Annotated in this window: 16 protein-coding genes; all 16 read left to right on the top strand. The window is 27.2% G+C overall.

Annotation, left to right across the window (positions count from 1 at the left end):
• The first annotated feature begins 20 nt into the window (after nucleotides 1-20).
• The 16 genes from fusA to XO12_RS02920 all read left to right on the top strand — a co-directional run bounded on the left by fusA (nucleotide 21) and on the right by XO12_RS02920 (nucleotide 14140).
• On the top strand, nucleotides 21-2105 hold the full coding sequence (gene fusA / locus XO12_RS02995) for an elongation factor G (RefSeq protein ID WP_047265719.1): 2085 nt from the start codon (nucleotides 21-23) through the stop codon (nucleotides 2103-2105).
• 138 nt (nucleotides 2106-2243) lie between these two features.
• Nucleotides 2244-2771: a cob(I)yrinic acid a,c-diamide adenosyltransferase gene (locus XO12_RS02990; RefSeq protein ID WP_047265718.1), complete on the top strand. Its 528-nt coding sequence runs from the start codon at nucleotides 2244-2246 to the stop codon at nucleotides 2769-2771.
• Complete coding sequence (locus XO12_RS02985) at nucleotides 2752-3057, top strand: DUF503 domain-containing protein (protein ID WP_047265717.1); 306 nt, start codon at nucleotides 2752-2754, stop codon at nucleotides 3055-3057. Before XO12_RS02990 ends, XO12_RS02985 begins: the two co-directional genes overlap by 20 nt.
• A gap of 12 nt (nucleotides 3058-3069) precedes the next feature.
• Nucleotides 3070-3633, top strand: coding sequence for a bis(5'-nucleosyl)-tetraphosphatase (symmetrical) YqeK (gene yqeK / locus XO12_RS02980; protein ID WP_047265716.1), 564 nt, complete (start codon nucleotides 3070-3072; stop codon nucleotides 3631-3633).
• A gap of 23 nt (nucleotides 3634-3656) precedes the next feature.
• Nucleotides 3657-4379 (top strand): hypothetical protein, encoded by a 723-nt coding sequence (locus XO12_RS02975; protein WP_047265715.1) that lies wholly within the window; start codon nucleotides 3657-3659, stop codon nucleotides 4377-4379.
• A gap of 4 nt (nucleotides 4380-4383) precedes the next feature.
• The gene (locus tag XO12_RS02970) at nucleotides 4384-5568 is read left to right on the top strand and encodes an LCP family protein (protein WP_175419661.1); all 1185 of its coding nucleotides are present in this window, start codon (nucleotides 4384-4386) and stop codon (nucleotides 5566-5568) included.
• The gene (locus tag XO12_RS02965; RefSeq protein ID WP_047265713.1) at nucleotides 5565-6638 is read left to right on the top strand and encodes an ABC transporter permease; all 1074 of its coding nucleotides are present in this window, start codon (nucleotides 5565-5567) and stop codon (nucleotides 6636-6638) included. The genes XO12_RS02970 and XO12_RS02965 overlap by 4 nt, the downstream gene beginning before the upstream one ends.
• Nucleotides 6628-7257: an ABC transporter ATP-binding protein gene (locus tag XO12_RS02960; protein ID WP_047265712.1), complete on the top strand. Its 630-nt coding sequence runs from the start codon at nucleotides 6628-6630 to the stop codon at nucleotides 7255-7257. The genes XO12_RS02965 and XO12_RS02960 overlap by 11 nt, the downstream gene beginning before the upstream one ends.
• Before the next feature lie 28 nt (nucleotides 7258-7285).
• The gene (gene ndk, locus XO12_RS02955) at nucleotides 7286-7729 is read left to right on the top strand and encodes a nucleoside-diphosphate kinase (RefSeq protein ID WP_047265711.1); all 444 of its coding nucleotides are present in this window, start codon (nucleotides 7286-7288) and stop codon (nucleotides 7727-7729) included.
• Nucleotides 7726-8892, top strand: a complete 1167-nt coding sequence (locus XO12_RS02950; protein ID WP_047265710.1) for a class I SAM-dependent rRNA methyltransferase — start codon at nucleotides 7726-7728, stop codon at nucleotides 8890-8892. The genes ndk and XO12_RS02950 overlap by 4 nt, the downstream gene beginning before the upstream one ends.
• A gap of 4 nt (nucleotides 8893-8896) precedes the next feature.
• A complete protein-coding gene (locus tag XO12_RS02945; RefSeq protein WP_047265709.1) occupies nucleotides 8897-9547 on the top strand; it encodes a zinc dependent phospholipase C family protein in 651 nt (216 codons plus the stop codon).
• Between the two features lie 4 nt (nucleotides 9548-9551).
• Nucleotides 9552-10664 (top strand): glucose-1-phosphate adenylyltransferase subunit GlgD, encoded by a 1113-nt coding sequence (gene glgD, locus XO12_RS02940; protein ID WP_047265708.1) that lies wholly within the window; start codon nucleotides 9552-9554, stop codon nucleotides 10662-10664.
• Nucleotides 10665-10698: 34 nt separating this feature from the next.
• Entirely contained in the window at nucleotides 10699-11946 is a 1248-nt protein-coding gene (locus tag XO12_RS02935; RefSeq protein ID WP_047265707.1) for a glucose-1-phosphate adenylyltransferase, read from the top strand.
• A 16-nt stretch (nucleotides 11947-11962) separates the two neighbouring features.
• Entirely contained in the window at nucleotides 11963-12991 is a 1029-nt protein-coding gene (locus XO12_RS02930) for a DUF4899 domain-containing protein (protein ID WP_175419660.1), read from the top strand.
• The gene (locus XO12_RS02925; protein WP_047265705.1) at nucleotides 12991-13254 is read left to right on the top strand and encodes a hypothetical protein; all 264 of its coding nucleotides are present in this window, start codon (nucleotides 12991-12993) and stop codon (nucleotides 13252-13254) included. The genes XO12_RS02930 and XO12_RS02925 overlap by 1 nt, the downstream gene beginning before the upstream one ends.
• Before the next feature lies 1 nt (nucleotide 13255).
• Complete coding sequence (locus XO12_RS02920) at nucleotides 13256-14140, top strand: radical SAM protein (RefSeq protein WP_047265704.1); 885 nt, start codon at nucleotides 13256-13258, stop codon at nucleotides 14138-14140.
• The last annotated feature ends 4 nt before the right edge of the window (nucleotides 14141-14144 follow it).

Below are 14144 nucleotides of genomic sequence, written 5' to 3'. Positions count from 1 at the left end.
TAACAGTGGGGGTGTAGTATATGGCTATTATTAAACCAGATAAAAAAAGGATAGTGGGACTTTTTGGGCATCATGGTTGTGGAAAAACCACATTAATGGATGCCGTATTAAAAAATTATAGTGGTGCAGATAGAATTGGTCAAAGATATCTGGATGATGAAGAAATAGAAAAAGAAAAGGGAGCAACATTTTCAAACCATGTAGTTTCCGTGGATTATAACGATTCAAGATTTTATTTTGTTGATACTCCTGGTATGGCAGATTTTTTAGGAGATATAGATGTTGCTATAAATGCTGTTGATAATGTTGTTCTTGTGGTAAATGCAAATTCTGGTGTTGAAGTAACTACTGAAAGAATCTGGAAGATAGCAAGAGCTAACAAAAAACCTGTATTCATATTTATAAATCAAATGGATAAAGAAGGAATAAATTTTGGTAATCTCGTATCTTCTCTAAAAGAAGCATTTGAAGATGGAGTGAAAATAGTGCCTTTACAGGTTCCAATTGGAGAAGGTTCAGAGTTTAAAGGATTGGTAAATTTAATTACACATGAAGCATTTGAATATGAATTGGATCAAAGCGGAAAAGATAAAAAATTAAATGAAATACCAGAAATTGCGAAAAAGTATTATGAAGATTATCATCAGGAGTTAATCGAAGATGTTGTAGAAACAAATGAAGAAATGATGGAAAAATATTTAGAAGAAGGAGAAGAAGTTCTAAATCCTGAAAATGTGTTTAAAGCCCTTCATCAAGCATTTGAAGATGATGAGATAGTACCTATAGTAATTGGCTCTGCAGAAAAAAATATAGGATTGGATAGATTTATGGAAATGATTAGATTAGTTGGAATGTATCCATCAGAAAGAATTTTTAAAGGAAAAATTGAAGATAAAGAATTTGAAATAGAAGGTAAAGAAGAAGAACCATTTGTTGGATTGGTAATAAAAAATGCAGTTGATCCATTTGTTGGGAAACTAACTTATATAAGGGTATTATCAGGTAAAGTAAAATCCGGTGATTCATTTGTAGAAGTACAGGAAGAATCAAATGAAAAAGTTTCACATATATATATACCAAGATTTGATAAAAATGAAGAAATACCAGAAGCTTCTGTGGGAGACATAATCGTTGTACCAAAATTAAAAAAGAGTAGAATAAACGATACAGTTGCACATTCATCAAGACTTATTAAAATAAATATACCAGAATTTCCTGAACCAATGATTTCAAAATCTGTAAAACCAACATCTAAAAATGAGATAGATAAAGTGAATAATGCATTATCTAAACTGCAAGAGTCAGACCCTACATTTTCATGGGAATTTGATCCAGAAACTGGAGAAACAATAGTGTCTGGATTAGGTACAACTCATTTAGAAATAATGATTGAAAGATTAAAAAAGACTTTTAAAGTGAACGTTGAAGTAGGAAAACCTAAAATAGCCTATAGAGAAACCATTAGAAGAAAAGTAATAGCTGAGTATAAACATAAAAAACAAACGGGTGGGCATGGACAATATGGGCATGTAAAAATAGAAATAGAACCATTGCCAAGAGGAGAAGGATATGAATTTGTTGATAAAATTGTTGGTGGAGTAATTCCTAAAAACTTTATACCATCTGTAGATAAGGGTATAAAAGAAGCAATGAAAAAGGGTGTTGTAGCTGAATATCCGGTAGTGGATATAAAGGTTACTTTGTTTGATGGTTCGTACCACGATGTGGATTCATCTGATATTGCTTTCCAGATAGCTGCAAGGCAGGCCTTTAAAGATGGGATGAAAAATGCAAACCCTGTTATTCTGGAACCGATAATGAAAGTTGAGATATTTGCACCGACAGAATATACAGGAGATGTGATGGGAGAAATATCATCCAAACGTGGAAGACCTATGGGTATGCAGTCGATGGGCAGGGGAATGGATAGAATAGATGCAGAAATACCCCTTGCTGAAATGCTCGATTTTTCTCCAAGATTAAGTTCAATTACAAGTGGTAAAGGATACTTTACAATGAAATTTTCAACTTATCAGGAAGTAACTCCTGATATACAACAAAAAATAATACAGGAAAGAGAAAGAGAAAAAGCGGAACAAGAATAAAAAATAGTTAAAATAAAGATAATAAAAAAAGCGGTCGGTTTCGACCGCTTTTTTTATTAAAGTTCTTAAAATTTCACATATAAAATGGTATAATAAAATTGAATAATAAATATCATCTTTAAAATAAGGAGGATTTTTATGTCGATAAGTACTGGTGGAGGAGATAAAGGTAAGACAAGTTTATGGTCAGGTGAAAGGGTTCCTAAAAATGATTTAAGAGTGGAGGCATATGGTACAATAGATGAATTATCCGCACATTTAGGAGAAGTAAAACATTATGTGAAATCATATAAAGTAAAAAATATAATAAATGAAATACAAAATGATTTATTTAAAGTAGCTGGAGAACTGGCTTCTAAAAATAAAGAATTTATTCAACCAATAACAAAAGAAGATGGGGAAAAATTAACGAAATATATAAAAAATTTTGAGGAAAGGGTTAAATTAAATGGATTTGTTATTACAGGTAGCACAATAGAATCTGCCAAATTAGATATATGTCGAACTATTGCTCGAAGGGCAGAAAGAAGGATAATCTGCGTAAATGATGAAGATAAAGTTTCTGAGGAATTATTGATATATATGAATAGATTATCTGATCTGCTATTTATAATGGCAAGATATGAAGAATTTTTAATAAATAAGATTGAATATAAAAAATGGTGATATAGTGTGGATAATTTTAGCGACATATCAAATTGAATTAATAAATGTAAAATCATTAAAAGAAAAAAGAAGTATAGTAAAAAAATTAACGAATAACCTTAGAAAGCAATACAATATAGCTGTTATAGAGAGTGATTTTAATGATAATAAGAAAATTCTCGAAATCTCAATCACAACTCTTTCAAAAAGTAAGGATTTTTTATTAACATTTTTTCAAAAAATAGAAGAAGAAATAGAATACAAACACGGTCTAATGGTAATAAATTCAAAATATGAGATATTATAGAGGTGATGATATTTGGAGGAAATAATAAATGAAATAAAAAAAACATTAAAAAAAATAGTATCAGAATATAGATTAAAACATATCATGGGTGTATTGTATACAGCTAAGATGTTAGCCAATAAGTATAATATTGAAGAAAATAGAGCAAAATTAGCAGCAATTGGGCATGATTTATTTCGTGATATTAAACCGTATAAATTTTTAAAAATAGCAAAAGTATATAATATAAAAATTTCTTTTGCAGAAGAGAAAAATCCTATTTTATTACATGGTAAAATTGCTGCAGAATATCTTAAAAGGGAATATAATATACCAGATGATATTTACGAAGCTATTTATTATCATACAGGTGGTTATAAATATTATGGATTAATAGGTAAAATATTATTTGTTTCTGATTCTATAGAACCGACAAGAAATTATGATAATGTTGAATATTTTAGAAAGATAGCTTTTCATGATATTAATAAGGCATATAAAGAAATATTAAAAAATAAAATTATATATTCTTTAAATAAAAACCATTTTTTATTGAATAATACAGTTGATGCATGGAACAACATATTACAATATTAAATAAATTTTGGAGGTGGATTGCGTTGGCAACAAGAATTCAGGTTGGAGGCAAAAGAAAGGGTTCAAATAAATGGTTAATATTTTTGTTTATATTAATAATAGTGATTGGGTTAGGAGTTATCTTTTATTTTTATAATAATTTAAAAAATACTACTGAAATGAAAGCAGATGCAGTAAGTTATCTTATTACCTATGAAATGCCACAGAAAACAGAATTATATTTTATTAGAATAAAAAATCAATCAAGAAAAATTTTCATAGTTAAAAGTCCGGATAATATATATTATTCTGAAAAAAATTTATATATAGACTCGTTAAAACCTGAGGAAGCATTGACAAATTTTGAACAGATGTTTGATATAAATCCGTCAACTATCAAATATCATTTTGTTTTAAAAAGTGAAGATATTTCACCATTTTTAGCTATATTAAAAGGTCAGGGAAACTCAATAGATGATTTATTCAGTTTTTTAAAAGCCAGAAAATCCGGATTATTTGATATGTTGACAGCTAATAATATTGTAAAAGAAGTAAGAAAGTATGGTAATACAAATTTATCTTATAATGGGGCATTTGCTTTATTACAGAGCTTTTCAAAATACTCTATAACAAGTTATAATAAATTAGAAATAAAAACATTATTGTCAAAACCGGTGACGATAAATTTGCCAGATTTAAAAAAGAAAATGGAAAGAAATTATGTTGATAAAACTTCTCTTGAATCATTGAAAACAATTCTGGAGTGATTAAATGAAATTCCTTATGTACATATTAGGCATTATTTTTTCTATTATAGTAATAATGTCTATGTTTTTTCCTTTTGTTGAAACTTATACAAAAATGGATAAATTATCCGATCCATATTATTTTTTAGTTTTAGGTATGGATACAGTAGATATTAATAGAAAGGTATCTCGAACAGACTCGATATTATTGGTTGGAGTTAGTGAAAAGAAAAATAAAGTCCTGGTTTTACCCATTCCAAGAGATTTACTAGTAACAATTGATAATAATACTATGAGAATAAATGCAGTATATGTAAAATACGGAATAGAGAAATTACAGGAATTAATACAAAATATTTTTAAAGTAAAAATATCTGATTATTTAATTTTTGATTATGGTTTATTTAAAGAAATAGGAGACATATATTCTCCTGTTAAAATATATGTGCCTAAAGATATGTATTATGAAGATTTTCACCAAAATTTACATATAAATTTCAAACAGGGATATAATTATTTAAGCGGAGAAGAATTATTGTATTATGCTAGATTTAGATATGATGCTTTAGGTGATTTAGGTAGAATTCAAAGACAGAAAGATGTATTATTCGCATTGATGAATGCGGCAAAAAATTCCGGATTATCTAAAATATTGTATTCTATAGATAAAGTTTTAAATCGAACGGTAAACTCATTTGATTTTAAAAAATTATTTTCTTTATTTCTTGTATCAAAAAAATCTGAAATAAAATTTTTGTCTCTTCCAATTGAAGTAGTGGGAAATTATGTCAAAATAGATACAGATAGAATAAAATATATGGAAAAATATTTAGTAGAATTTGAAGAACCAGAGGAAAATAAAAAAATATGGATAACATTAATTAACAATATGCCTGATTTTAAGCTAAGTTTTTATACTGTGATGAGAAATAAATGGAAAGGTTCTTATGGGTATTTAATCGAAATAGTTGATATATTGCCTGATATAGAAGGTATATTAAGAAACAAGTCGTATTTAATAATAAAAAATAAAAAATACGAAAAAAAGATTATGAATGAAATAAAAAACAGATATTCCAAGTTCGTTTTTGAAGTGATAGATATACAAAAAAACCCTGAGTTATACTTTTCTATTATAGAATTTTTAAGCAATAATTCATATAATACGTTAAATTCTGATGTGATTATGTTAGTGGGGGATAATTCATGAAAGATATAATATTATTAATAAAAGGTTTTTTAAGAAAGAACAAAAAACATTTTTTATTTCCATTTCTTTCAATTTTTATTGGTGTATGGGGAATGATTGTTGTTATTTCTGTAATAAAAGGATTTGATAAAGCTTTAATAGATTCACTGACTTCTTTCTATCCTCATATAATAGTGTATGATAAAACTTCTGTAAAATTAGAAGACGAAAAGTTTAAAATATATTTTTCAATGTATCAGGGATTTTTTAATAAAAATAAAAAAAAAATAGGAGTGTCATATTGGGAAATTAATAATCTGGATTATTATAAAAAACTCATAGTAAATGGTAATATTCAGGGAAGTATAATAGGTAGTGTTATGGCTAAAAATTTGAATATTAAACCGGGAGATACATTGAATATACTATATACAGATAGTGAAAACAAAATAAAATTAAAAAACATAAAAATTACAGGAATATTTCATTCTGGAATATATATTATAGATTCATCATTTATTGTAAAAAAGGAAAATGTCAAAAAATTAAATTACACAGGTATATATTTAAATAATCCTAAGAATGCGAAAAATATAAAAGATAGGTATTTAAAAGGATATTTTTCAACGACATGGGAAGAACAAAATGAGAATTTTGCCAAAGCTGTAGAGATAGATTCATATTTTGCACTGCTAATAACATTTTTTGTTGTCTTAATGAGTGGATTTAGTATTTCTAATTCAGTTATGTATTCCATATTTGTAAGAAAAAAAGAAATAGGAATTTTATATTCAATGGGTATGAATAAAACTAAAATCTCAATTATATTTATAATTGAAAGTTTAATTATAGCGATAAGCGGTTTTGTTAGTGGAGTTATTTTTTCATTAACTACAATTTTAATATTACAACGAATAAATCTAAAATTGCCATCTGGAGTATTTTATATAGAAAAAATACCATTTTACATATCTTTACAGGATATATTTATAAGTTTTTTGTTTATATTGATATTATCATTTTCTTTTTCGTGGTTTTCCTCAAGAAAGTTACTATCTTTTAATCCCGTAGAGGTGCTCCATGGAGAATAAATTAATTGAAATGAAAAAAATAAAATTTTCATATGATGGAAAAAATGAAGTTTTAAAAAATATAAATTTAACAATACAAAAGAACAATTATTACGGTATATACGGATATTCTGGAAGTGGAAAAAGTACTTTATTATTTCTGTTAGGAGATCTTTTAAAACCAACTTCAGGAGAAATATTATATTCTTTTAAAAATATAAAAAAAAGCATAGGTTTTGTATTTCAATTCTTTAATTTAATAAATGAATTAACAATTTTAGAAAATGCAAAATTAGCTCAATATATTAGAACAAAAAAAGAAAATATAAAAGAAATAGAAAAATTTTCTAAAATTCTGGGTATATATAAATTATTGAATAAATATCCTGACGAGCTTTCTGGTGGAGAAAAACAAAGGGCGAGCATATTAAGAGCCGTAGTTGGTGATGTGAAAATTATACTGGCCGATGAACCAACAGGGAGTTTGGACGTTGAAAATAAAAGAATAGTTTTTGAATTATTTGAAAAAATGATAGAGTTTGATAAAACTGTAATAGTTGTTTCTCATGAAAAAGAACTAATGGAATACTGTAATAAAACAATTTTATTGGAAGATGGTTTGATAAAAAAAATAGTTTGAAAAAAAGGTTAAAAAAGGGGGAATCTTTATGGAAAGAGAATTTTTATTTTTAAAACCAAATACCGTAAGAAGAGGATTAGTAGGTGAAGTAATAAGCAGATTAGAGAGAAGAGGAATAAAAATAATAGCCATGAAAATGGTATGGGTAACAGAAAATCAGGCAAAGGAACTTTACAAAGAACATGAAGGAAAATCATTCTATAATGATCTTATAGAATTTGTTTTATCAGGACCAGTTGTTGTCATGGTGTTAGAAGGACCACGGGTTATTGAAATGGTAAGGCATATAATTGGAAACACAGACCCTTTAAAAGCTTCACCTGGAAGTATTCGTGGGGAATTTGGTATGAGCGTTACAAAAAACATAGTTCACGCTTCAGATTCACTGGAAAATGCAGAACGTGAAATTAAAATATTCTTTAAAGAAGACGAAATTTTAAGTTATAGATTGGATGTGCAACACGATTTATGATTATAGTGAAATTAAAAAAAGGTAAAGATAATAAAATAAAAAATGGATATTTATGGATTTTTAAAGACGAAATTCAAGAAATAACAGGCGAAAAAAAGGATGGAGAAATCTGTAATGTTTTTTCAAATGAATTTGAATTTATAGGAAAGGGAATATTTTCAAGCTCGTCGAATATTATGGTGAAAATATTATCTTTAAAGGATGAAGAAATAGATAAAAACTTTTTTTATCATAAATTCATAAGAGCATTGAAATTAAGAAATAATTTTGGGAAATCATATCGACTTTTTCATGCTGAGGCTGATGGAATCCCAGGTTTAATAATAGATAAATATGAGGATTTTTTAGTTATCCAGTTTAGAAATGTGTGGTTGGAGAATAAAAAGGATGAAGTAATAAATGCATTAATAAAGATATTTAATGATGAAATAAAAGGGATATACGAAAGAAGTGATTTTGAGACATCATCTAAAGAAAATTTAAAAAGGAATACAGGTGTTTTATATGGTGAAGAACCACCTGATAATTTTATTATCGAAGAAGAAGGAATAAAATACATTGTTGATATAAAAAATGGGCAAAAAACAGGATTCTTTTTTGATCAAAGAAAGAATAGAGTTTATATTAGAAAATATTCTTCAGGGGCTATAGGACTCGATGCATATTCCTACACAGGTGGTTTTGCTTTAAATATGGCTAAATATGGAGCGAAAAGGGTAATTGCTGTTGATAAAGATGAATATGCATTGGAAATATTGAAAGAAAACGCTAAAATAAATAGTTTATCAGAAAAAATAGAGGTGGTTTTTGACGATGTAGAAAATTTTTTGAGTAAAACAGAAAATATATTTACCTTAATGATGCTGGATCCCCCATCTTTAATTAAGAAAAAAGCAGAAAGATTTAAAGGGGTTCAAATTTTCAAAAGGATTTCAAGATTGGGTATTCAAAGATTAGAAGATTCTGGTATATTAAGTTTATGTAGCTGCGCCTATCAAGCTGATATAAAATTGCTTATTGAGTCTCTTAGAAGAAGTGTTGAAAAAGAGGGGATAAAATTACAAAATATGGATATTATTACTCAATCCAATGATCATCCATGGATATTACAGATACCAGAAAGTTTATATTTGAAATGTTTATGGGTTAGAATTTTGAGGTGATTAGATGCCCAGTATATTAGCACATATTTTATATGCAACGAAAATTCAGAAGGATTTATGGGGTCCGGCATTATACTTAGGAGCTCAGGGACCAGATGTATTTTTTTATGCTAATGAATTAAAATATATTGAAATTGGAAGCAAATTACATGAATTAAACAGCATGGATTATAAAACAATTCTTAGAAATTTTCCAGATAGTTTTTATTATGGTTTTATATCCCATATGGAATTGGATGAAAAATTACATGGATTAATAAATTCATATTATTCTGAAACAATATCTCATACAAAATTCGAATACAATTTTGATGAACTACTTTCATTAAAATTTTTTGGAATACATTTTATAGAACATAAATGGTGGAAAATCCTGAAAATAAAAGAGATTGAAAAAATCTCAGATGAATTTGATAGAATATTGAAAATTGAATTTGGAGTAAAAGAAATTAGTTATAAATATGCATATAAAAAGATGCTCAAAAATTTAAAGATATTATTCAAATATCCATATTTTAAAGAGAAAATTCTTGTAAAAATATTAAAATTTTTAGGAAAGGATTATACTTATTTATATCCGAAGTTGGATGAAAAAACTAAAAAAGAACTATTGGAAATTGAAAAAGAATTTTTTTTAATTCTCAAGGGGGATTGATAAAATGAAAGTTTTAGGATTAATTCTGGCAGGTTCTTCTAAAAGTGGAATAGGTGAATTAACCAGGAAAAGGGCCAGTGCAGCAGTGCCGATTTTTGGTAAATATAGAGCTATTGATTTCACATTAAGTAATTTTGTTAATTCAAAAATCAAAAAAGTTGGAGTGTTGACCCAATATTATCCACGAAGTCTAATGGATCATTTAGGTAGTGGGAAAGAATGGGATTTAGATAGAAAAACAGGTGGTTTGTTTATATTGCAGCCATATTTTAAAAACAAAGAAGAAATTCCTGTATACAGGGGAACAGCCGATGCAATATTTCAAAATATGACATTATTAAGAAGAGGAGACGAGGATTTTGTACTTATAGGATCGGGTGATCATATATATAATTTTGATTTTAACAAATTATATCATTATCATTTATCAAATGCGGCTGATATAACAATACTATCAAAAGAAATAGAAGATGATGAATTTATAAATACATATGGACAGATAATTACAGATGAAGAAGGAAGAATTCTTGAATTTCATGAGAAACCTGATAAAACAATATCAAAAAGGATATCTCTTGGAGTTTATTTTATAAATAAAGCATTGTTAATAGAATTATTGTATACAACTGTGCCTAATGGTGGTAAAGATATAGTTCATGATATTATTATACCAAATCTGAAAAAATTAAGGGTGTATGCATATGATTTTAGAGGCTACTGGTCAAATATAAAGAAATCAATAAAAACATATTATGAAACAAACATGGATATATTAAAAGATGATGTAAGGAAAGAATTATTTTATTCAAATAAAATATATACAAAATTAAAAGACTATGCGCCACCAAAAATAAATATAAATGCTAATATACATAATGCTTTCATTGCAGATGGAACAATAATAAATGGAACAGTAAGGAATTCGATAATTTCTCGTGGAGTTAAAATAAAGGCTGGTGCAGTAGTTGAAAATTCAATAATATTACAGGATACAATAATATCTGAAGGAAGCGTTATAAAAAATGTTATTATAGATAAAGATTGTGAAATAAGAGAAGGTAAAAAGATTATAAGCGAAAATAAAATAATGGTAATAGAAAAAGGAACGATTATATAGATTTCTATAAGTCAAGTCAGAAAAAGGGGGGACAATAATGAATGTTGTGGCTTTAATATTAGCTGGAGGTCAGGGAACCAGATTAGGAGTTATAACAGAATATTTAGCAAAGCCAGCAGTTCCATACGGTGGAAAATATAGAATTATAGATTTTGCTTTAAGTAATTGTGTGAATTCTGGAATATATAATGTAGGAGTATTAACTCAATATAGACCACATGTTTTAAATAAACATTTAGGAATTGGAAGGCCATGGGACCTTGACATAAAATCAGGAGGATTGACTATTTTGCCTCCATATGTTAGCAGTACAGAACAATCATGGTATAAAGGAACAGCTGATGCAATATATCAAAATATTGAATATATAGATGGTTTTAATCCAGATTTTGTTGTTATATTATCAGGAGATCATATATATAAAATGGATTATAACGAAATGATAGACTATCATATAGAAAGAAATGCTGATGTTACTATTGCCTGTATGGAAGTACCTATAAGTGAAGCTTATAGATTTGGAATTATGGTTACAGATTCATTTGGAAAAATAATAGAATTTCAAGAAAAGCCAAAAGAGCCGAGAGGAAATCTGGCATCACTTGGAATATATGTTTATACATGGTCTATTTTAAAAAAACTATTACTTGACGATTCAAAGGATCCAGATTCAGAACATGATTTTGGAAAAAATATAATACCTAAAATGCTCGAAGAAGGAAAGAAAATGTATGCATTCAATTATGAAGGATATTGGAGAGATGTTGGGACATTGCAATCTTATTGGGAGTCAAATCTTGAACTGTTAGGTCCTATGCCTATGTTAAATATACATGATGTTAACTGGAAAATATATACTCAATCAGAAGAATTACCACCTGCATTTATATCTTCAGAGGCTAAATTAACGGGATCTTTAATCAGTGAAGGATGTGAAATATATGGTGAAGTTCATAATTCAGTTTTATTTCAAGGAGTTGTAGTAGAGGATGGAGTGATAATTAAGGATTCAGTTATAATGAATAAAACAATAATAAGAAAAGGTGCATATATAGAAAAAGCTATAATTTGTGAAAATTCTGAAATTGGAGAAAATTCAAAAATTGGAGTTGGAGAATTTAAAGAAAGTTCGTATAATAAAAAAGTTTATAATACTGATATAACATTAATAGGATTTAATACCTCCATTCCATCAAATATAAAGATTGGTAAAAATGTTATAGTAGGAAACTATATAACAGATATATCAGGAGACATACCTTCTGGCGGTTATGTAGTGTAAGAAGGAGGTGAACTTTATGGATTTTTACGCTGTAAAATTTTTTGCAACATCTTCGTTAACAGCCGAAATAATAATAGGATATATGTTTGGGAAACAAAAAGGAACCCCTGAATATAAAGTGTTATCAATACCAAAATCCAAATTGCCAAAATTTGAATTGCCAGATATTAATTTATCTTATATAGAGTATAAATCTAAATTGGAAGAATTGTATTATAAAGCAATAAAAGATTCTACAGTATTAGATTTAAATAAACAATTTTTAGCTTTTGTCCAGTCAACCATAAAAAGATATGGACCAGAAATAATAAATGCCAAAATGTTTTTGGGAGTAAGAGACTCTGATGTAGCAGTAGTAAAAGCCATATTGTCCGAAATATTTGAAGAATGGGAAGGTGAAGTGAATTTAAAAATAGTTGCTGAAAAATTAACGTATCAAGATCTTGTATGGTTGATGACACAGCATAGAAGTTTTAGTGAAAAAGAAAAGTCATACTTAAATAGAGTAGATGTTCAATCTTCTCCAGAGGTATTACCATTGTCCGATCCTTTAACTGGAATGACAATAAATAATCTGGATGTAGGAGACCCAATATATTCACTAATTATAGATCCTGTAGAACCTGCAAATTTGAATAGATTGAAAGAGCAATATCCAGATAAGTTTGACGAAACCGGAAAAAATATTTTACCGATTGAATCAAAATTAATAGCTAAAGAATTAATTCCTGATACCGATTACTATTTTATAAAAATGGATCTTGGTGGTGGAATAATTGGGAAAGCGGTTATTTCGAAAAATTTAAAAATGATGGTAGATTCTAATAAAATTGCTGAAATGCATAGAAAAAGAGAAGAATATTTTAATCCACCAGAAGATAAAATAATAGGAGATATTTTAAAAGATTCTATAGCAGGTTTAAAAAGAGAAGCAAATTTGCCAGAAAATAAAGTAAAAAGTAGTGATATTCTAATAATTTTTGGATTATCTATGGGATTAATAATAGGAGCTATATTATTAGGAATATGGTTGGGTGTATTTTAATGAATACATATTCTTTGATTTTAATAATTTCTTTAATAATTGTTGGTATTGTATTTAATCTAATTATGATAAATTATATATATAAAAATTCCATATATAGAAAAAATATATTTAAAAATGAATTAAAATTAATAACAGATACAGAAACCTATTTTAGTGAGGGGAAATATAATTCTGAAATAATATATGTCAGTCCTTCAGCTACACTGATAAAAATAACCTTTGAAAATGGTATAGAAGGTATTAGAATTCAGGAGGAATAAAATGAAGTTAAAATTATCATATGCAACAGCTGTTTTGCTTGGTTTAAAAAAAGGAAAAATCAATTTTGAAATGCCAACAGCTTATTTAATGTTAGGAGAAAAATGTATTTATAATTGTAGTTTTTGTGCTCAAGCTCGCGAAGCAAAATCTGACAAAAATTATCTATCAAGAATAAAATGGCCAGAATACGATATAAAAGAATTTTTAGGCAAACTTAAAGAAAATAATCCATTTAAAAGATTATGTATTCAGGTTGTTAATACAGAAATCTATTTTTATGATTTGAAGAATTTCTTAAATGAAATAAATGATATAGATATCTTAAAAGCTATTTCGTTTCGCCCAAAAAGTTTTGAAGAAGTTGAAAATATATTTAATTATAATATTGACAATCTGGGGATTTCTTTAGATGTAGCAAATAAAGAATTATTTACAAAGATCAGAGGGGGGAGTTTTGACTCTCTCTTTAATATTTTAATACAATCAGCTGAAAAATATCCTGGAAAGGTTACAACACATGTGATTGTTGGATTAGGTGAAACGGATAAAGATTTAATAGATTTAATGTTTGAAATGAAAAAATACAATATATTAGTATCATTATTTGCTTTTACACCTATTCAGGGAACAAAATTAGGAAATAAACAACCTCCTTCAATAGAAAGATACAGAAAAATACAGATTGCCAGAGAAATCATTGAAAAAACTAATGTAAAGAAAGAAGACTTTATGTTTGAGAATAATTCTTTAATTAAATTTCCTGAAATAAAGATTTCAGAGGATGAAGCAATTAAAACAAGCGGATGTAGTTATTGTACAAGACCATTTTATAATGAAAAACCAAATAAGATATTGTATAATATCCCACAAACAAGGAATTTATGAAAGG

The sequence above is a fragment of the Marinitoga sp. 1154 genome (assembly GCF_013363285.1).
GTDB lineage: Bacteria > Thermotogota > Thermotogae > Petrotogales > Petrotogaceae > Marinitoga.
Note: the sequence above shows the minus strand (reverse complement) of the source record. Positions and strands in the feature narration are given on the sequence as shown.

Excerpts from the sequence above, each read along its gene's own strand:
- fusA (WP_047265719.1), top strand. The coding sequence starts at position 21 with ATGGCTATTATTAAACCAGATAAAAAAAGGATAGTGGGACTTTTTGGG.
- XO12_RS02990 (WP_047265718.1), top strand. The coding sequence starts at position 2,244 with ATGTCGATAAGTACTGGTGGAGGAGATAAAGGTAAGACAAGTTTATGG.
- XO12_RS02970 (WP_175419661.1), top strand. The coding sequence starts at position 4,384 with ATGAAATTCCTTATGTACATATTAGGCATTATTTTTTCTATTATAGTA.
- XO12_RS02965 (WP_047265713.1), top strand. The coding sequence starts at position 5,565 with ATGAAAGATATAATATTATTAATAAAAGGTTTTTTAAGAAAGAACAAA.
- XO12_RS02960 (WP_047265712.1), top strand. The coding sequence starts at position 6,628 with ATGGAGAATAAATTAATTGAAATGAAAAAAATAAAATTTTCATATGAT.
- ndk (WP_047265711.1), top strand. The coding sequence starts at position 7,286 with ATGGAAAGAGAATTTTTATTTTTAAAACCAAATACCGTAAGAAGAGGA.
- XO12_RS02950 (WP_047265710.1), top strand. The coding sequence starts at position 7,726 with ATGATTATAGTGAAATTAAAAAAAGGTAAAGATAATAAAATAAAAAAT.
- XO12_RS02945 (WP_047265709.1), top strand. The coding sequence starts at position 8,897 with ATGCCCAGTATATTAGCACATATTTTATATGCAACGAAAATTCAGAAG.
- glgD (WP_047265708.1), top strand. The coding sequence starts at position 9,552 with ATGAAAGTTTTAGGATTAATTCTGGCAGGTTCTTCTAAAAGTGGAATA.
- XO12_RS02930 (WP_175419660.1), top strand. The coding sequence starts at position 11,963 with ATGGATTTTTACGCTGTAAAATTTTTTGCAACATCTTCGTTAACAGCC.
- XO12_RS02925 (WP_047265705.1), top strand. The coding sequence starts at position 12,991 with ATGAATACATATTCTTTGATTTTAATAATTTCTTTAATAATTGTTGGT.
- XO12_RS02920 (WP_047265704.1), top strand. The coding sequence starts at position 13,256 with ATGAAGTTAAAATTATCATATGCAACAGCTGTTTTGCTTGGTTTAAAA.